This is a genomic window from Serratia sp. YWN4 (assembly GCF_055790845.1).
Map to the genome: position 1 here is coordinate 2,329,688 of NZ_CM147696.1, position 21,002 is coordinate 2,350,689.

The following is a 21,002-nucleotide window of genomic DNA, read 5'->3' on the forward strand; positions in this document are numbered from 1 at the left end:
AACGATGCAGATAGGCGCTTATGACGTGCATGCCCCGTTGATATTGGGGGGAGACCGCAGCGAAGCCGAAGTATTGGGGGCATCCGTCTGGTTGTGGATGCATTCGCCCCAGCATCGGGATCTGCCGCTGCATGCGTTACCCACGGTGCTGTTGCCGATTATCAAACATCAGCACTATATGCTGGTCAGCCGGGGGACGCAGCCGCTCTTTTTCATGAGCTGGATGTGGCTGAACGCGGAGGCAGAAGCGCGTTATCTCACACAACCGGCCATTCTGGTGCAGGAAGCGGACTGGGCCTGTGGCTACCGACTGTGGATACGCGACTGGATCGCGCCGTTTGGTGACGTCCGGGCAATGCGCCGCCTGGTAGGCAAGACGCTGTTTCCTGACCGCTGTTTCCGTTCTCTCTACCACCGTGGTGCTGAAAAAGGCCAGCGTGTGATGAATTTCAAGGGTGACCAGATCAGTCACGCGCAGGCGCGCGCCTGGCATGCAGCCCACCCCTTATCTATTGCCATTACCGAATACCCGCAGGGCGAATCAAGGATGTTGCCGTGAACAAGAATTTATACCGTATCGTTTTTAATACCGCCCGTGGCCTGCTGATGGTGGTGCCCGATATCGCCGGGGCTGGCCGTGCAGGTGCGGCGTCATCCTCATCCGGCACGGGGCACACCCTCAGCCAGATGATCGGTAAAGTTCATGGTCTGAGTTTTGCCTTGCTGCTGGCCCTAGGAGCCATTCAGCCCGTACAGGCGAATATTGTTGCTGATGGCAGCGCACCGGGCAACCAGCAGCCGACCATTATCAGCAGTGCCAACGGCACCCCGCAGGTCAATATCCAGACGCCAAGTGCAGAAGGGGTGTCGCGCAACGTCTATAGCCAGTTCGATGTTGATAACAAGGGCGTGGTGCTCAATAACAGCCACCTCAACACCCAGACCCAGATCGCCGGGATGGTGACCGCCAACCCGTGGCTGGCAAAAGGCGAAGCCAAAGTCATCCTCAACGAAGTCAATGCCCGTGACCCCAGCCAGTTAAACGGCTTTATTGAAGTCGCAGGACAAAAAGCCCAGGTGGTGATCGCCAACCCGGCAGGTATCACCTGTAGTGGCTGCGGCTTTATCAACGCCAACCGCGCCACGCTCACGACCGGTCAGGCACAAATGACCAACGGCCAACTGACGGGGTACAACGTCGAGCGCGGCGAAATTGTGGTTCAGGGCAACGGCCTTGACAGCAGCTTGCAGGATCACACCGACCTGATTGCCCGTTCCATTAAAATCAATGCCGGAGTCTGGGCTAATGATCTCGCGGTGACCACTGGACGCAACCAGGTGGATGTGGCTCACCAGTCTGTTACAGCAAAAGCCGCTGATGGCAGCCCACGCCCACAGGTGGCGGTGGATGTGTCCCAACTGGGTGGTATGTACGCCAATAAAATCCTGCTGCGCGGCACCGAAGCCGGGGTGGGCGTACATAACGCCGGGGCGCTCAATGCCCTTGCCGGTGACGTGGTCGTCAATGCTGATGGCACGCTGACCAACAGTGGTGCCATCACCGCTTCTCAGGCCGTCCAGGTGACGACCAGCGGGGATATCAATAACAGCGGTAAACTGTACGCAGGGGCAGATACCCAGGTGCAGAGCCGTGGCGCACTGACCAACAGTGGGATTGTTGCAGCACAAGGCAACACCCGGCTTACCGCTGCCAGTATCAACAGCACTGCACAGGGCGTACTGGCCGCAGGCATGGCGAGCGATGGCAAACTTGGCTCCAGCGGCAATTTGACGCTGAACAGCCAGGGGCAACTTACCGCCAACGGGCAGAACTCAGCGGCGGGGCAATTTGTCGCGTCCGGCACAGCGCTGGATTTCAGCGGCAGCCAGACCTACGGCAACACTATCGATCTCCAGGCCACGGTGGGCGATATCAGCACCGCCGGGGCCAATCTGGCGGCAACGCAGAAACTTGCTGTACATACTGGCGGGATGCTCAACAACGACAGCGGCAAACTCAGTGCCGACCAGCTTTCACTGACCGCCAAGTCTCTTTCCAACCAGCAGGGCACGGTGCAGCAGCTCGGACAGCAGGATTTAACCCTCTCGCACACGACCAGCATCAACAACCGTGCAGGCACCATTGCCAGCAACAGTAAAAACCTGACGCTCAACACGGCGAACCTTAATAACGAGAAAGGCACGATTGTGCATGCCGGTGATGGGGCATTGACCCTCCAGACCGGGCAGATGAACGGCGACAACGGTGCAGTGGTGTCCAACGGTAGCCTGGCACTCACGGGCACCCAACTGCAACTGGATAACACCACCACCCAGGCGGGAAATATCACCCTGAATGCAGGTAGTCTGTCGCACCGGGGTGGGCAGATGACCCAGACCGGCAGCGGCACGCTGAACATGCACGTCACCGATCTATTCGACAATCTGGAGGGCTCAGTGTTCTCCAACGGCGCGTTGTCGCTGACCGCAGGAACGCTGAACAACCAGCAGGGTGAGCTCATTGCTGCCGACAAGCACGATTTAACGCTGACCCTTGACGGTGCGCTCAACAACCGCGATGGCCTGATTGCCGCCGACGGGCGTTTGACTTCACTCACGGGTGCTGTCGATAACACGGGGGGGCTGATCCAGGCTGGTTCCGCGTTGAACCTGAACAGTCGTGGCGCGGAGGTGATCAACCGCAACAGCGGCACCCAGGGCGGCATCGTTAGTGCAGGCGATATGCTGCTTGCGACCGGGAACCTCGACAACCGCAACGGTCAGATTGCCGCCAGTACCCTTGAGGCTAAAACCGGCGATACCAATAACGCCGAAGGCAAAATCCTTGCCGATAACGGGCTGATACTCAGCAGCGGTGCCCTCAACAACCAGGCAGGAAGCATCCAGTCTGGTGCAGCGCTGACACTTAACACGCACGGTCAGAACATCAATAACGCGGCGGGGGGCTTGGTTGGGGCGTCAGGCTCTCTGTCGCTTTCCAGCGGTGCGCTCGATAACCGACAGGGGAAACTCGTCGGCGGTAGTTATACGCAGTTAAACACTGGCTTACTCGATAACCGAGGCGGCCAACTGGCTTCCCTCAGCAATCTGTCGCTCTTTAACACAGGCCTCTTTAACGATGACGGCGGTCTGCTGCAAAGCGCCGCCGATCTGCTGATCGACACTCAGGGCGGGACACTCAGCAACACCCACAGCGGCGACCAGGGCGGGATCACCAGCCAGGGTAATCTGACCCTTAAAACCGCTGGGCTGGATAACCAGCAGGGTGTGATCATCAGCAACCAGCAATTCATCCTCACTGCTGGGGCAGTCAATAATCAGGAAGGCCAGATTGCGGCGCTGGGCTACATCAGTGCCCTGACGCAGACGCTCAATAATGCCTGGGGCACCTTGCAGTCCGGCCAGAATTTACAGTGGAATACTCAAGGCGCTGCGCTCGATAACCAGCACGGCACCCTAAGTGCGCAAGGTGACTTGTTACTCACCAGTGCGGACGTTAATAACCAGTATGGACTGCTGGCCTCCGGCGGGGCGATGACGCTCAATACCGCTGTGTTCGACAACAGCCTGCAAGGCAACCTGTTCAGCAAAGGTACGCTTGACCTGACGGCCAGTCGCATTAATAACCAGCAGGGCCAGATCCAGGCGCTGGGCAATATGGCGCTTAACGCCGCCCAGGCGGTGATCGACAACGGGGCCGGGCTGATCCAGGGTGCGTTGAACGTGACCCTGAACGCGGCCACCATTCTTAACCAGAACACCCTCGGCGCACAGCGTGGCATTCAGGGCGGCAGTCTGACGCTGAATGCGCAGGATGTTGATAACACCCAGGGCGCATTGCGTGTCGATGATGCGCTGACGCTCAACCTGAGCGGTAGCCTGAACAATACCTCGGGGCTCCTCAGTGCGCAAAACCGCCTCCAGACCGAGGCACAGCAGATCACCAACAGCGCCGGGTCGATGGAAGCGGGTCAGCAGTTGAACCTTACCAGCGTTTCCCTGACTGGCGACGGTTCGCTGTTGTCGCTGGGGGACATGTCGCTCACGCTGACGCAGGATTTCCTCAACACAGGCAAAATTCAGGCGAATGACAATCTGGCCTTGAGCACTCAGGGGAGTTTCACCAACCAGTCACTGATCCAGGCCGGGAACCAGCTTGATCTGACGGCGACCAACCTGTTCAACAGTGCCACCGCTGAAATCAGCGCAGGCACCACGCAACTCACCGCCACCCAGACCCTGACCAACTATGGTCTGATTGACGGCTTTTATACCCGCATTAATGGCACCACGGTCAACAATATCGGCAGTGGCCGACTTTACGGTGATGCGCTGGCTATTCAGGCCGGGACGCTCAACAACCTGGCAGAAAACGGTCAGGCGGCCACCATCGCAGCGCGTCAGCGGCTGGATATCGGTGTTGGGACGCTGAACAACCGCGACCATGCGCTGATTTACAGCGACGGGTTCATGGCAATTGGTGGGGCGCTGGATGGCAACTACCAGGCCATCGGTCAGGGCGGGGTACTGAATAATCACAGTTCCACGATTGAATCTGCCGGAGATATGGCGCTCAATATCGCGCAGATCAACAACATCAACGACCACTTCTCCCTGGAAAACGTGCTGGTTTCGCAGGAAAACATCTCCGAATACGAGGTGGCGCGTCTGAATAACGGTGTGCGTTACAACGACAAAGACTACACCATCTATATCTACCAGGACGAAGTGAATGTCCTGTGTATCGAAGGGGTGATCTGCCACACCACCAACGGTGACCGTTTTACTCATTACGACTACACCCGCACCATTACCGAAGACCGGGTGAAAGAGACTGATCCGGCCAAAATCATTGCCGGGGGGAATCTCAGCATCAATGCGGGTAGCGTTCTTAACGACAAGAGCCAGATTATTGCCGGTGGGGCACTCGCTCTACAGGCCGGGTCAGTGGATAACGTTGAGGTGGACGCCAACCGGCAGATCAATGATGTCGGCAAGGCCACCTACTATTCCCGTCACCAGCAGAAGGGCGGTGACTCTTCCAATGTTGATGAAACCGGCTACACACCGCCCACGGTGATCCAGGCCATCACTCTGAAACCGAGCACCCTAGCGGAATACACCCAGGGCCAGGGGAGCAGCCTGGTGATTGATGCGCAGCAAAAAGCAGATATCAACGGTGATATCCAGGGTGCAGCAGGCATTAATGCCGCGCCGATTGCCGGACCGGGCGCAGGTAACCTGCTGCCGGTGGTGCCGGGGGCCATTACCCTGCCTGCGGGTAAAACTTTTGAGGTAAACCTCGGAGATTCGGGCAAAGTGGTGCGTCTGGTAGGGCCCAACACCCAACTGCCGGACAATAGCCTGTTCCAGGTGCGCCCGGACAGCAGCCCGTATCTGGTGGAAACCGATCCGCGCTTCACTGACAAGAAACAGTGGCTGGGTTCGGATTACATGATGAATGCCTTCACCACCGATCCGAACAACGTGCTGAAACGGCTGGGGGATGGTTACTACGAGCAGCGGCTGATCCGCGAACAGATTATTTCTCTGACCGGCAACCGTTATCTGGATGGCTTCCAGAACGATGAAGACCAGTTCAAAGCCCTGATGAACAACGGGGTGGAATTCGGTAAGAAATACAACCTGACCCTCGGTGTAGCGCTCACCGCTGAACAGATGGCGCTGCTTTCTGGCGATATCGTCTGGATGGTGGCGCAGACCGTGACCCTGCCGGATGGAAGTACCCAGCAGGTGCTGGTGCCACAGGTGTATGCCACGGTAAAAGCGGGTGATCTCGATGGCAGCGGCGCGTTGCTCGCCGGAAAAACCGTGGGCCTGAACCTCACTGGCAACCTCACCAACAGCGGACGCATCAACGGCCAGCAGAGCACGCAGATCCTCGCAGAAAACATCAACAACCTGGGCGGATTGATCCAGGGGAATGATGTGGCGCTGAAAGCGCGGACCGATATCAATAACGTTGGCGGGGTGATCGCCGGTCAGCAAAGTCTCACCGCGACCGCTGGACGGGATATCAACGCCATCACCACCACCCGCACCGCCGAGAGCGCCGGGGGCAACTTTGCACGCACCACACTCGACCGTGTGGCAGGGCTGTATGTTCAGCAGCCGGATGGCACGCTGGCGCTGCAGGCCGGGCGGGATGTGAATCTCACGGCAGCGCAGGTGGTGAATAGCGGAGAAGGCGGCAGCACGTCCATTACCGCCGGGCGTGACCTGAACCTCAAGACCGTCACCACCGGCAGCAAAGACAACCTCAACTGGGGGGAGAACTGGCAGCACCATTCAAGCAGCCAGCAGGTCGGTAGCGAAATCGTTGGTGCCGGTAACGTCCAACTGGGTGCCGGAAATAATGTGAATATCACCGCAGGCAACGTCTCTGCCGGTGACAAGCTCAGTGTGGCGGCAGGTAACGATATCAACATTCAGCATGGTATCGACAGCACCACGCTTGACCAGCATTACAAGGCTACTGGCAGCAGCGGCATGCTCTCCAAAACCACCACCGAATCACGGGACACTATCAGCCAGCAGAGTGTCAGTGGCAGCCAGTTGAGCGGCGACAAGGTGACCCTGCAGGCGGGACGTGATTTGACGGTGAGTGGTAGCAATGTGGTTGCCACGCAGGATGTCACGCTTTCTGCGGGTAACAATCTGAACCTGCAGGCGGCGACCGAGCAGCGGGATGAAACCCATCTGCTGCAAGAGAAGAAAAGCGGCCTGTCCGGCACCGGCGGGATTGGGTTCAGCTACGGCACCAATGACACCAAAACCACCGATGAGGGTAAATCTCAAACCAGCGTCGGCAGTACCGTGGGCAGTACCCAGGGGAATGTCACGCTGAATGCAGGAAACAACCTGACGGTACAAGGTTCTGACGTGCTGGCCGGAAAAGATATTAATCTGACCGGCAAGGAAGTGAATGTCCTCGCCGCAGAAAACCAGAGTACCCAGAAGCATGTGGTGGAGCAGAAACAAAGTGGCCTGACGCTGGCGCTGTCCGGTACTGTGGGGAGTGCAGTGAGTTCAGCCGTATCGAGTGCCAACGATGCCAGCAAAGAGAGCAGTGGGCGTCTTGCCGCCTTGCAGGGGATGAAAGCCGCATTGAGTGGGGTACAGGCTGCCCAGGCCAACGAACTGCACAACGCCGGAGATGAAAACACCAGTCTGGTGGGGCTGAACCTCTCCTATGGCAGCCAGTCATCTAAATCCGAGCAGACGACCGTTCAATCGCAAAGCCAGGGCAGTACCCTGACCGCAGGCAACAATCTGAACATCCGTTCGACCGGGACTGATATCAACGTTCAGGGTAGCCAGTTGCAGGCCGGAAAGGATATCAACCTCAACGCAGCGCGGGACGTCAATCTGCTTTCAGCGCAGAACACCCAGACGGTGGATGGCAAGAACGAAAGCCAGGGCGGTTCTGTCGGCGTGGGCGTAAACTTTGGCCAGGGTAAGAACGGCCTGACGTTGAACGCCAGCGTGAATAAGGGCAAAGGCTCGGAAAGCGGCAATATGCTGACCCACACCGAGACCACACTGAACGCCGGTAACAATCTCAATATCACCAGTGGTCGTGACACTACACTTACCGGAGCACAGGTGAGCGGCGAGAAGGTGACGATGGATGTCGGTCGCAACCTGACACTCACCAGTGAGCGCGACAGCGACAACTACGACTCCAAACAGCAGAACGTCAGTGCAGGCGGCAGCGCCGGGGTGGGGTCATTCAGTGGTTCGGTCAATCTGAGCCGTGACAAGATGCATTCGACCTACGACAGCGTGCAGGAGCAGACCGGGCTCTTCGCCGGGAAAGGTGGCTTTGATATCACCGTGGGTGAGCATACCCAGTTGAACGGTGCAGTCATTGGTTCGACGGCAACGGCAGACAAGAACAAGCTGGATACCGGTACGCTGGGGTTCAGCAATATCGAGAACCAGGCCGCGTATGATGTTGAGCACCAGAGCGTGGGTATCAGCAGCGGTGGCCCTATCGGTGGGCAGTTCGCAGGGAATATGGCGAATGGTCTCCTGACCGGGGTAAATGGTAGCGGTAGCGCCAGTTCAACGACCCAGTCGGCGGTCAGTGAAGGCACCATCAACATCCGTGACCAAGCCAACCAGAAGCAGGACGTGGCGGACTTGAGCCGTGATGTCGAGAATGCCAATCCGGGGCTGGAAAAAATCTTCGACCTCGAAAAGGAGCAGAACCGGCTGAAAGAAGCGCAACTCATCGGTGAAATCGGCAGTCAGGTCGGTGATATTGCCAGAACCCAGGGTGAAATCAACGCCCAGAAAGCGCTGAATGATCCGCAGGCTATCCAGGCCGCGAAAGATGCGTTGGCGGCAAAAGGCATTACTGCCCCAACGGATAAAGAGCTGACCAACCAGATACGCAATACGGCGATGGCCCCTTATGGTACGGGCAGTGCGTTGCAACAGGGTATTCAGGCGGCGACAGCGGCGATCCAGGGTCTGGCCGGTGGTGATATGGCGAAAGCCCTGGCGGGAGCCAGTGCGCCGTATCTGGCGGAAGTGATCCATAAGATGACCACAGATGCCAATGGCAAGGTAAACACCGAAGCCAACCTGATGGCCCACGCCGTTCTCGGTGCGGTGACTGCGGCGGTGAATGGCAACAGCGCGTTAGCGGGAGCTTCTGGCGCAGCAATGGGTGAGTTCATTGCCCAGCAGATGTACCCTGGTATCAAGCGTGAAGATCTGACGGAAGAGCAGCGTCAGACTATCAGTGCGCTGGGTACTTTAGCAGCAGGGTTGGTGGGTGGTGTTGTGGGTGATAGCAGCGCTAACGCTGTGGCTGGAGGACAGGCTGGGAAGAATGCTCTTGAGAACAATGCACTGAGTGTGCAGGAAAACAAATCCCGCCTTGAGGAGATGTCGCAGTGTGAGGGTAACAGCGGGTGTGAGCAACCCATTACGAATAAATACAAAGAAATATCAGCCAGTCAGCACGCAAGCGTTGAGCAATGCAGTAGTGCAGCCGCATGTGTGGCTAAAGCGAATGAAGTCAGTGCGCTTCAGGCTGAATATACAGACCGTATAGAAAGCCTGAGCGAAAAGCTTCGGGCTGAAGGTAGTCTCAGTGAATCAGAACGAAGTGAGCTTATTTACCTAAAAGCGGTATTGCCTCAGCTTGAAGCTGATCGTATGACGGCGATACACAATGCTCTGATGTCTGGCGATTCATCAGAGGCAAAACAGTTAGCTATCAACAGTCTCGCTCAGGCGGGTGCGGTAGGTGCTGCCGGAGTAGCGGCTGGTATAGTAAAAGGGAGTAGCGGCGGCAAGGGAAGTGCGATGCCTGTACCTGAGCCTGCTAAAACTGCCGATGGGTTATTTTACAAATCAAATGGTAAGCATACCCCCGGGCAGCAAGGCTACCATAGAGGAGCAGGTACAGAGCCGAAAAACTCTTTTGAGTTGTTTAGTAATTCCGTTGAAAGTGGGAAAAAGAGATACTCCGTTGACTCTGATGGCAACGTTCATCAGTTCACCAATACTAATGATGGTACATGGCATTGGTCTGGGAGTACCGGAGATAAGTCTGCTGCATTGAAGAAAAATCAAATACCACCTGATGTAAGAAAAGCATTGGGCTTACCTAGCAAATGGAGATAAGCATGGTTTTCGGTGACCCTAACAATTTTGGAATTTTAATCGAGAAAATGCCCATTTGGAGTGCTGAAAATAGTTATGAAAACGGATTGTTTCATTTTTGTATCGATGGGGGACTGTATCCCCCAAGGGCTAAAGTAGCAAGTTTAGGAGGTGACCTCTTTTATTTGTCGGATGATAATGCATTGATATCATTGCCAGTAGAAAATGAACTCTTTAGCATGGATAAAAAGGAAGCTTTCCTTTCTATGCTGAGGTTGATGCTACCTGATTTAGCCGATCCAGAGGCGGATGTTGATGAGAGTTTCGTTTCCTCCTATTTATATCAAGCTTCTACGCCGAATTTAGAAGAAGATAGCTGTTATGTCTTTGCCGTATCAAATGGACAAGATGTGCGAATTTTAGGCGCTAAACTCAGTGAGCTTGTTGAAAATAACATGGGCGATTATGTCTGGGAAGATAAACGAGATATTCAGGTGAAGGAAGCAATCATTAATAAAAATGAGTTGATTGCCATTGTTAGTCAGGTTAAAAATTATTGCTCATCAATGAGTTAATCTTGCTTGGTTTGATGTGAGCTATGAGTGGAAAGATATTGGAATGAGGAGCCACCGCTGATGGCGAGCCGGATGTAGCGCATCAGTCGCAACTTCTCAGTAATAACCCTCAAAGCGGTTGCCGACCTTGCGGCTTCCGCTGAAGGGATAATCCCCAAGGTAAATACATGAGTGTTTTTTGAGCGAATGTGGTGACCGCAGCAGTTAACGGCCACAGCGCGTTAAACCCGTAGGGCGATACTGCCTTTGCTTTTTACGTGGATTTTGTTTGGCTCAAGAGTTGATTATAATCACACTCCATGTCTTCTATAAAATCCTCTCCAATTGTAGGAAAGCCGTATACAAGATGCTCTTTTGCTTTAACTTTAAATAATTTGTAGAGGTGGCTGTTTCTCTGATGCGAAACATGTACAGAATCGAATGGCCTACTTTGTACAATTTCTTGGTTTAGCTCTACGGCATCAATAATGTTGTATTGGTCTCCAGTTATATCAATTGCAATTTCACCTATTTCTAGCCAATAGTGAGTTATTTCATTATTTTTTCCAGTAGCAGCTATAACACCTTTTAACTCAATGTCTGGCCATAATTTAAGAAAATGATAGGAAAGAAGCATCGAAGAAAGTTTACAACTCATAACTGGAAAGTGGTCTATTACAAGATTGGTTTTTGATTTATCACAATTTTCAAGCAGTTTCCGAAACTTAAACGCTTCTTCTTTTATTTCATTAATTGTTAAGACTCTGTGGCCGCACATAACATTTTGTCCTGATGAATGAAATGGAACACAGAAAGATTTAACCATCTTATTACAATCCTCTGTATTTTTCTGAAAGCCAGCACAAAAAATACAGTTACACCTAGTGGTACAGTGTCTGAAACATTTCGCGTACATCGTCATCCGTCGTGGCCTCAATTGAGGCCGATGCTAAAGTGTGGAAAAAACCGCTACCTTCATTATCGCTTTGTTGTTCCTCTTGTTCTTCCATCTCTACTATCTGCGCTTCAAGTGACAGGATTGTGGAGGTAAACCCGATTTGGTACTTAGCATCAAGTTCTTTTAACGCATCTTTAAGTTGATTCATGTCGTAAACGTCACTACATGAATCACGTTCACTGTCGAGACCGTTTCGTTGATAAGAGCTAAGGCCTTTCTTCAATAGCTGTTCATCTACTTTGGTCCAATTAAGTGCCAATTCAGGTAATTCCAATATATGGTTCCAGTCTGCTGCCCAAGCATGATCAATGTGTGAAAGAAGCCCATCTAGAACGAGACGATAGATATCTATGCCACCATGCCCCATGAACCATGAAGATTCTTTCATTGTGTTGAGTATGTTGATTGTTGTTCTAAACTCGACGTTGTTTGAATTCCAGTGTAGAAACAGTGTAAGGGCGTATGAATGTGCGAGTCCCACATATGCTTTATCTTTGAATTCTTCAGCCCACTTTACTATCCAGCCAAGCTGCAACTCTTTATCTATATCGACGGAATAACCTATTGGACCTTTAGGTGTGGTTATCCAACGAGTCGGCTTAATATTCACAAGGCGTGCTGCATTTAGGCAAAGTATCGTACTATCTTGTCCCCAACAGGTTTTAAGCCTTGAGCCATTAGGTTCCAAAGATAGTTTCCACAGATTGCTTAATTGTTTGAATTGAGTAGCGTTATTTATTAAATCTAGCGCCAATGATGGCGTGTTACATAAAACACTAGCGGTGAAATCTCGAATTGATGGGTTTAAAAAGCTCACATTGCCTTTCGAGTAGCGCAGAAAACCCCCGTCAAGTTCTTTCAATGCAGCCTTGAAATCATCAACATTGCGTTGGCGGTTATAGCGCTTACATGCACCTTCGTGAATAACTTCAAAAGAATATTCAAGGTTATCAATCTCACACTGCTCCCCGAGCGAATAAAGAGTTAATAAAAGGTCGCGTGCAGAATCCGAAATTTGTGATTTGAAAGCATGATCCCAAATATACTCGGGAGATTCCAGAAGGATGAGAATGCGACTTGCATATTTTTCAGCTGGAGGTGAGTTAAGTCGCTTCAGTGAGGAAAGCCATTCGATTAATCGGGGGTTGAAGTGACTATGCTTAATTATGTTAAGGAAAAAGTCATCTTTCAAAATGGCTTTTTTGTAATTTTGGGGTAGGTCACTAAAGTAAAGATGGTTGTAGAGAATTCTGGCTCGCTGCCCAAAAGAATAGTCTTCAAGCTCGAGAATACATTTATAGGCGCTAGCCATGTTGTACCGGAAGCGTTCAGAGATCTGCACTGCTTGTTGTAGAATATGCTCTCGAGTCGTAAGAACAAATCGGCTATTAGGGGTATTACGAATCATCTCAATGAAAGCAAGCAGGGCGGCATCGTGATTGCGCCCGGTGTATGTACGATGGTCACCGAGAAAAGTTTGGCCAAGAAAGTCATCATAGTAAAAAATTTGTTTCCGCTCGGAGTGAAATAGTTTTTTACCTTCAGAAAGGTCGGTCTGAATTATCACCGGATTGTACCCATAGTCTAAATGAGCAAAAAGCAACATTTCAGCAAGTGTTGTTTTCCCAATCCCAGGTTCTCCCGAGATGATAACGATACGTTCGTCATCAAGAATTTGTCTTGCCCGAGTATATGCTTGACTTTGTACAATGATTGGGAGTTTCTTTCTGATTCTAGCGACCTCAAACTGAGTTTGACATTCCTCAGCATTATGAAGGATGCGTTCAAGCACCTCTGTATTTGTCAGCCACAGTTTGAAATTGGTTTTCTCGACGGCGCTATGTCGTGACAACAGCCCATTTAGGTCATCAGCGCCAAATACATCAGAGGCCGACTGTATAAAAGGATTCATCGCTTCCACGATCTTATCCTTATTGGGGGGCGTCAAGCCTAAAGAAGTAACCAAAAAGTATCGATCTGGTTGTAGGCGTTGTACTTTCGCTAGTTCTTTGCGTTTAAGATCAGCCAATAAACGACTAAAAGATGATGAGGCATAATGTTTACACTGAATGATCCAGGTATTGGAATTTGCTTGGGAGTAACGAAGATCAATGCCCTGATCGCGTCCGGTTTTGAACGCTTCAATAGAGATATTCCATTCGGCTTGGAGTAAGTCTCGCGTTAGCTCTTCGAAATCTTGATGCGAGAGAGATTTGAAATCGTAGTGCGCCATAGGATAAAAATCCATTTTTATGTTTTGTCAGGCGAACTTATGTCGTAGCTCACATAAGCGCTGGTGTATGGTGCTAAGTGTACCATGTATCAATTATGTGATAAGAGTGCCATCCGCATACTTTTCACTATCAAAAATAGCCACGAAAAGTGGATTTGCGTATCGGATACACGAGTATCAAGGCCACCTTGACCTTCTCACAGGCATAATGTAGCAATGTTTTTCTTGGGGGAGCACTGCCTGTAACAGATTAGCGAACGGTTTAAAGATGCTCAGTAAATCATCTTTATGAACGGAAAATACGCACTTAGCTGACTGGCGAGTACTTTGTCGAGAGGAGGGGGTTGCTAAGGAAAGATTATTAGTACATAATGCAGTCCATATTGATAGCCGATTTCGTTAAAAATCGTTGAATATCAATAAGTTGCACCCCGAGTGTGGAGTCCGTTTCCCGCTCCATTTCTCCTTCCAGTGGACGCTTTTAAGCGCCATAACTCACTGAAATAAAAGCGTAAACTTGATCAGTGAGTTCCATCCAGCAGCACTGGAAAGTACTCAAATCCAGTACAAATAAGTCCACTGACAAGTCCATCGCAAGGACACAATAAGTCCATCGGACTCTTTTCCTCATCAGCAGGCTGCACGGGCTTTTTGCTCATGGCTGTCTGTTTCCTGTTCCTCGTCACCACGACCTACAACCGGAACAAACAATGAGGAACCCGCAATGGCCCACCTGACCGACCTAGCCGTCCGCCGTGCCAGAACCACCCGCAAACCCTACACCCTCAAAGACGGAGGAGGGCTGTATCTCAACATCAACCCCAACGGTACCAAAAGCTGGCTCTTCCGCTTCTACTGGCAGGGCCGCCAGAAACGCATCTCCTTTGGCACCTATCCGACCATAGACCTCAAAAAAGCCAGATCATTACGCCAGCAGGCCCACGACCAGCTTATGAACGGCATTGATCCCCGCTGGCGCAAACCTCGCAAGCAACACAAAGATAGCCCCATAGAAACCCCGATTGCTGACAGCATCCGCTTTGCTGATTATGCCCAGCACTGGAAAACCTTTAAACTTAAAAAATTGGGTGCCGCCGACCGCCGCCAGAGTACCGCCATCCAGATAGAGCGCTATTTGCGTTTGGATATGCTTCCGATTCTTGGTGACCTTCCCCTTAACACCATCAGCCGCCAGCATGTTCTTGCCGTTCAGCGCAAAATTGAAAAACGTGGTGCCCTCTCCATCGCTGAAAAAGTCAGAAGCTGGCTCAACGAACTCTTCCGCCACGCTATCGCAGAAGGGTATATAGACACCAACCCCGCCGCCGACCTTGACATCATCGCGCTACCGCAACGGCCCACCCTCCATAACCCCTTTCTACGGATTGAAGAACTTCCCCCGTTTCTTCACCACCTCCACCACTACCAAGGTTCCCGCCAGACCCAACTCGGCCTTAAACTTCTGCTATTGACAGGCGTCCGAACGGGCGAACTGCGCTACGCTCTGCCTGAACACCTCGACCTCAAGCATGCCCTGTGGAAAATCCCCGCTGAAACCGTCAAACAACTCCAGAAGCGAGTACGCACCAGCAGCACAGAAATACCCCCTTATATCGTCCCGCTTTCAAGACAAGCTGTAGCCGTCATCCAGGAAATACTCAGCATGCGCTTCACCTCCCAGCGCTACCTCTTCTGCCACCGTACCGACCCCACCCAGCCTATTAGTGAAAACACCCTTAATTCAGGGTTACGCAGAATGGGCTACAAAGACCGTTTAACAGGTCACGGCATCCGCGCCACCCTCTCAACCGCGCTAAACGAACTCGGCTACCCAAAAGAATGGATCGAAGCCCAACTCTCCCACAGTGACAAAGATCAGGTCAGAGCGGCCTACAACCATGCGGAATACGTTGAACAAAGAAGACAAATGATGCAGGAATGGGCGGATCGGCTGGATGAATGGCGGGAACAGGCAACCGAACCCCAAAACCAGCCAATGACAGAAGAACTGTTACAGCGCAGTGTCAAGGGCGGACGTCAGACCGGCGTAGCGCACCCTTGACGCTGCATAGAAAGAAACATACTTGAAAGTGGCTGTCAGAACGGCACTGCCGGGCTGACAGCCTGATAAGCCGCAGTTTTTGTTTGATATCTGCTCTTATAAAGCTAGGAAAGGACAACTTAGCTAACCTCTGTAGCAGAATCTGACAGTCGGCTAAGAGCGAACAGCGGAAGTTCGCGATTGTTATCGCCCAGAGCCAATCAATAACACTACCCTGTGTTAATCAACGGGAACAGTTCAACTGAAAAAAACAGCCCTCTGCCAGAGAGGGCTGTTATCTGATATAGATTGTTTAGTCTCAATGAACCTTACTGTTTAACCTGATAAGATATGATTCGGCCTGATCTATGAAATCAGATAAGATACCTTCAGAATCATTTATCAGGTCTAGGATTCTCTGATAGCTGAAAGATTTCCCAGCATCAGGAAAAGAAAGCTCACCATGTGCAATGGCATTTCTTTTATTCTTAATAATCACTAGGCTTGTTGACTCTTTTTTACTGAAACTAGGATCAAATTCTATTCCATAGACTTTAAACAAAGCCATTGCTCTTCTTACATCAAGATTACCAGAAAATATCTTTTTCTTCTTGATGTAAACTTTCAGAGTTGGAAATTTAAGCTCGTGACAAATATCATCAGATGCATTTTTATCATCAAAATAAAAATTTTTAAATATAGTTGTCAGTTTTACATCTAGCAGAGGGAGTGGGATTTTACTTGCTTCACTATGTATCCGCTCAAATAAAGAGTAGAACGTAGCTTCAACGTTATTATATAAAGCCATAAAAATTGATGACTTTATAATTGAAGATATTTTAACCGTCCCATTACAGTTACTAACACTAATTAAATGTTCATGCAGACACCTAATGTCAGAGCACCTAGATAAAAAATCATTTTTAATGACACTGCTCATTTTATAAAGAACCCATACTCAAGACTTTATTTTTAATAAAATCGATCCTTCCTTTCAATGATTCATTTGAGTGCGTTTTATATTTCCCCATGGTGAAGTTTTTGAAAGCCGGATCTCTCAATAAATGCCTTGCATCTATTTTCTCTTTGATTATTATTTTTGGGTTTTCTTCCAAAGCTAGATGAACACCAACAGATATAGCCTCGAAAAATATCCTAGATGTATCCGTTCCATTATCTTTTGAAAATCCAAAAAGAAAGTTATTATTAACAAAATCAACCATTCTATTAAATGAACAAGACATTATTTCTTTTTCTTCTGGCGTAAATGAAGTGTTTTTATCTTTTATGTAATCATCTAGCGCAGTGCCTACATTTCTAGAAAAAGGATAGAACTTAGGATATCTTTCACCAATTGCAAAGAATCTCAGTATAAGCTCTTCATATTCCTGTCTATTTTTTACAGAACTAGCTAGGTGGACTAGCGATCTAAACTTACTATTCACAGAGCATTCCTTATAAATAAAGTCAGTAAATTCCCCTGTGTAAATACCTTTCCTAACCTCCATCCCTCTAAGGATATCACTGCCTTTATTAATCCTTTCGAAAAGATCGTTCCTCATGTCAGGGGTAGTATCTTCGGATAGAACAATCATACTAATAGCTGTATTATTAAATTTCCTTTTCCTTGACTCATCTAGATCACCAAACCTCTTGCCATTTAATGATGTTACTTTGCCCAGTTCGGAAAGTATTAACTCTTCATTAACAAAGGCACTCAACGTTCTTATTCTTTGAGAACCATCAACTATTTCAAGTCTACCGCTTACATCTTCAGCAACAAAAATAGACGGAATGGGCAGTCCGAGAATTATAGATTCAATCATTTTTGATTGGCGTTCTTCATCCCATACAAAATCCCTTTGATAGTCAGGAACAAAAATCTCGTTCTCACCTTCATCTAAATAACTGCGCCTAATACCGCTCCACTTTTGCCAAGCCAGGTTTATTGCCTGGGAATGGTGAAGCAGCTTTCATAAACTGGCCCACGTTTTTCAGCAGTTGCCACATCGTCCGGCAACGGTGATTACGTGTCACTGTTTCATGTAATGCCAACCACAAGAGCTCTATCCTGTTTACCCATGGTGAGTAAACAGGCTGATAAATAACAATAAACTTCGGGTTGTTCTTCAACCAGCCCAAGGTTTCTTTACTCTTGTGAATGATGTAATTATCGACAATCAGCGTAACAGTTTTGGCACTTCGGTAGGTGCTTTTCAGCTTGCGCAACAAACTAATGAATAAGCCTGAGTTTTTGTGTGTTCCACTGACATAATCAACTCTACCGGTTCCTGCATGAAGGGCTCCCGCGAGATAATGTTTTTCATTCTTACCCGGTGTCGGGATGCGTTTCTGTTGACCCTTTTTCTGCCAGTCTGCACCTATTTTAGGGTTTAAGTCGATATCCACCTCGTCTTCGTAAAAGACAGGATGTTCAGGACTGTTATTTTTCAATGCGGTATCGATAGCTGCCAGTTTCTCCTCTTTATCAGGATCTTTGATATGTAATGTCGGGGCCGCTCTGCGCCACACAATCCCAACCCTTGGCAACCAGCGACGAAGTGAGCCAGGGTGTAACGTCGAGTTAAATAACTTATTAATTTCAATCGTTAACATCTCAGTGCTCCACCGAGAGCGCAGATAACCAAAGTCCTGAGGAGAACGCTGAATGAGCAAATCAAGCATCTTCAACATTGCCTCAGTAGGCCATTTTATGGGACGTCCAGGTGAGAGACTTTTCAATCCTTCATAGCCGCATAATGTGAACAAATTGACCCATCGCCCGACAGAGGAACGGGCGGCACACAAGGTTTTGGCCACGTAAGTAGACGTTTCGCCACGGTGTAACATCAACATGGCGATAAGGCGTCTGGCATGATTTTTATCTGGTGTTTTCTGGATGATTTTTTGCATCTGGCGTCGTTCATGTCGGGGGATGGGTGCTATGATCGGCATTGCTCAGTCCGGTTGTGAGGGTTTGTGATGTTTGGCGATTGATCAGATCGCTCAAACCGGATTGAGTTCCCTTCAGTGATCTACTATTAGGCGCAGGTATTTAGACGTTTATTGTATTTCTGTACGATAATTTCTATCGTGAAGTCTCTTGTGTCAAAATCAACTTCTTTTTTTAATTCTTTTATCTGAGCTTCTACGTCATTCATGCTTTTTTCCTTTTCCATCTTAAAGTATTTAGAACTGCTAATATTCATTTCTATCCAAGGGTTTCTTAACGATGGTCTCCCTCCCTCCCTCCCTCCCTTACTTTTCTTTACTCTTACAGCTTTAATTTCAGAAGTGGGTCGATTTAACATACTCTGAAAAACTATTAAAAGAAAGTGTCTTGTGTTTACATTTCGAAATTATTTTAGCTATCCCTATGATTTCAATTTCATCAAATGGGGATAGAAATTGGCATTGTTGAATAAATTAAACTCCGGACGAGCGTCTCTGTAGCAGGCCAGGTTTTCAGGCAATACGCACGCTTTCAGGCATGCCTGCCTTTGTCATTTTGTTCAGTGCGCGCACCATGGCCAGAGCCTCTGCGACTTGGCCATCGTAGTCACGCAGCGTCAGAGAGCAACCAAACAACGGTTTTACTCTGTACATCGCCGTTTCCGCTATCGGGTGGCGATTGTAATTGACCTGTATCCTAATGTTTAATAAAGAGCAGATTTAGCAATGTCTGTTTCTGGCACACAACAGCCTGTTAAATTCGATCGAGTGAAGAGTAGCAGGAGTGCTAGATTAAGCAAAAATCAGCACAACTAAAAAATATTTATGTCCATAGCATTCCACCAAGAAACACGGTTCTGGAACCTCCTTGCAACTGTTTTTGAACGCCCTATAATCAAGTGGCTTATCGTGCTCGTAGAGCACACACCCATGCGCACCGGTTCCTGTAACGTGCGCGTTCAGAGTTTCTCTCTGAATGGAACCTCCTTGCCGCAAACGCCTTCAACTCTGCGGCAGCGCGTAAGCGAGAAGGCTTATTTATCCTTACAGCCTGTTGGCTGACTCTCATCGCGAAATTTATCTGCGACAGTTGTCACCGTTCTTGCGTTCTGTCATCACAGGCAGAAAATTTGTCATCGCACCACCCATACTCAAAACGTTACATCGCTGCATCAAGCGGCAAGGTCTCGCGACTTGTTCACGATGGCCTGACGGCTAGCATGACTTCACCTGTCGCAGCCAGCCTGCGGCAACCCCTGCACTCACAGGCACACGCCTGCCCCAGCTCAACGCGCCCCGACAGCGCACACCCTATCAACTGCCGCAACGGCAACGCGGCGTCACTTTCAACGCGCAAAGCGAGAAAGTGACGCCGCTCACCACCACCGCGCCAGACCTGACAGAACACCGCTTTCACAGCCTTTTGAGAATCTGACGCACCCTTTATCCCACCTTTTACAGGAGAAAACCGACCGATACCGATGGCGGGTCACACGACCCGGGGGAATACCTGCGAAAGCAGGCGGCTGCACAGCGTGCATCACCGAACCCCACCACACCTAAACCGCATCCCACCGGGTGCACAGGTATCGCTCACGGAAAGCGGCTGTCTTGCTTTCCACAAACCACGCGCCCGGAAATTGCAGTACAGGAACAGCAGAGGAACCAGAGCATGAACACCAAATTGCGTACAGCCCTAAAACACCTTGCTCGACAGGCAGGCGGTAGCCATAAAACCGTCCATGACCGCATCATCATCATCGAACGCCTGTACACCGAACTCCGGCAGCACAACATCCAGATCAAACACATCGACCACCTTAAAACCCGGCACATCCAGCACTACATCCAGAATAGACTGGCGCAGGGCATCGACAAACGCACCCTGCAAAACGAAATGTCCGCCATTCGGGGCGTACTCAAACAGGCAGGCAGATACAAACTTGTTGAATCCCCCCAACTCAGCAATCAAACCCTCAATATTCACGACACCAGCCGTGACGGCACCCGCACCGCCATTACACCCGAACACTACCAGCAGGTCATGCAGACCGCAGAAGCAAAAGATCAAGGGCTGGCGGCAGCGATTCGGCTCGCTCGTGTGATGGGCTTAAGAGGTGAAGAAGCCGTTCAAAGTGTTCAATCCCTGCAAACCTGGCACAAAGCCCTTAAACAGGGCAAACAACAGCTAACCGTCGTCTTTGGCACCAAAACCGGTAAACCGAGAGACACCCATATCATTGACCGGGAAAGGGTACAGCAGGCCGTAACCCATGCTTTGCACATCGCCAAACAAAGAAATGACCGCTTGATTGACAAACCCGACCTCAAACAGGCCATGACCTACTGGCGCAACCAGACAGGCAGAATAGGGCTGAAAGGAAAACATTCACCGCACAGCCTCCGCTATGCCTGGGCGCAGGAAGCCATTCACCACTACACACAACAGGGCTACACCGAAAAAGAAGCCTTAGCCTTAACATCGATGGATCTGGGCCATGGTGACGGAAGAGGGCGGTATGTAAAGCAGGTCTACGGGGGCATAAACAAATTGGCGTAACCCCTTCAAGAAATTCGGTAACCGTATTTCAAACTCATGCG

At 50.2% G+C, this 21,002-nt stretch carries 10 protein-coding genes and 1 pseudogene; 5 read left to right on the forward strand and 6 right to left on the reverse strand.

Features of this window, described 5'->3' with window-relative positions; genetic code table 11:
- Positions 1 to 4 precede the first annotated feature (4 nt).
- The 3 genes from ACX9GT_RS11025 to ACX9GT_RS11035 are packed head-to-tail and all read left to right on the forward strand — an operon-like array spanning position 5 to position 10,238.
- Positions 5 to 559, forward strand: a complete 555-nt coding sequence (locus ACX9GT_RS11025; RefSeq protein WP_473191103.1) for a toxin-activating lysine-acyltransferase — start codon at positions 5 to 7, stop codon at positions 557 to 559.
- Positions 556 to 9,684 (forward strand): hemagglutinin repeat-containing protein, encoded by a 9,129-nt coding sequence (locus ACX9GT_RS11030; protein ID WP_473191104.1) that lies wholly within the window; start codon positions 556 to 558, stop codon positions 9,682 to 9,684. Before ACX9GT_RS11025 ends, ACX9GT_RS11030 begins: the two co-directional genes overlap by 4 nt.
- Before the next feature lie 2 nt (positions 9,685 to 9,686).
- The gene (locus ACX9GT_RS11035; protein WP_473191105.1) at positions 9,687 to 10,238 is read left to right on the forward strand and encodes an immunity 42 family protein; all 552 of its coding nucleotides are present in this window, start codon (positions 9,687 to 9,689) and stop codon (positions 10,236 to 10,238) included.
- A gap of 253 nt (positions 10,239 to 10,491) precedes the next feature.
- Here ACX9GT_RS11035 and ACX9GT_RS11040 read toward each other — a convergent pair whose 3' ends face one another.
- Positions 10,492 to 11,043, reverse strand: coding sequence for a hypothetical protein (locus ACX9GT_RS11040; RefSeq protein ID WP_473191106.1), 552 nt, complete (start codon positions 11,041 to 11,043; stop codon positions 10,492 to 10,494).
- A gap of 55 nt (positions 11,044 to 11,098) precedes the next feature.
- A complete protein-coding gene (locus tag ACX9GT_RS11045) occupies positions 11,099 to 13,408 on the reverse strand; it encodes an nSTAND3 domain-containing NTPase (RefSeq protein ID WP_473191107.1) in 2,310 nt (769 codons plus the stop codon).
- 724 nt (positions 13,409 to 14,132) lie between these two features.
- Between ACX9GT_RS11045 and ACX9GT_RS11050 the strand changes: the two genes are divergently transcribed.
- Entirely contained in the window at positions 14,133 to 15,470 is a 1,338-nt protein-coding gene (locus ACX9GT_RS11050) for a tyrosine-type recombinase/integrase (RefSeq protein ID WP_473191108.1), read from the forward strand.
- A 298-nt stretch (positions 15,471 to 15,768) separates the two neighbouring features.
- On the opposite strand, the gene ACX9GT_RS11055 is transcribed toward ACX9GT_RS11050, so the two are convergent.
- The 4 genes and pseudogenes from ACX9GT_RS11055 to ACX9GT_RS11070 form a co-directional block, all read right to left on the reverse strand.
- On the reverse strand, positions 15,769 to 16,389 hold the full coding sequence (locus tag ACX9GT_RS11055) for an MAE_28990/MAE_18760 family HEPN-like nuclease (RefSeq protein WP_473191109.1): 621 nt from the start codon (positions 16,387 to 16,389) through the stop codon (positions 15,769 to 15,771).
- 1 nt (position 16,390) lies between these two features.
- Complete coding sequence (locus ACX9GT_RS11060; RefSeq protein WP_473191563.1) at positions 16,391 to 17,419, reverse strand: DUF262 domain-containing protein; 1,029 nt, start codon at positions 17,417 to 17,419, stop codon at positions 16,391 to 16,393.
- A complete protein-coding gene (locus ACX9GT_RS11065) occupies positions 17,364 to 18,404 on the reverse strand; it encodes an IS630 family transposase (protein WP_473189911.1) in 1,041 nt (346 codons plus the stop codon). The genes ACX9GT_RS11060 and ACX9GT_RS11065 overlap by 56 nt, the downstream gene beginning before the upstream one ends.
- 510 nt (positions 18,405 to 18,914) lie before the next feature.
- Positions 18,915 to 19,088, reverse strand: a pseudogene (locus tag ACX9GT_RS11070) (IS5/IS1182 family transposase); the annotation flags it as partial.
- A 985-nt stretch (positions 19,089 to 20,073) separates the two neighbouring features.
- Here ACX9GT_RS11070 and ACX9GT_RS11075 point away from each other — a divergent pair.
- Positions 20,074 to 20,961 carry an integrase domain-containing protein gene (locus ACX9GT_RS11075; RefSeq protein WP_473191110.1) on the forward strand — a complete coding sequence of 296 codons (888 nt, stop codon included), beginning with the start codon at positions 20,074 to 20,076 and terminating at the stop codon, positions 20,959 to 20,961.
- Positions 20,962 to 21,002 lie beyond the last annotated feature (41 nt).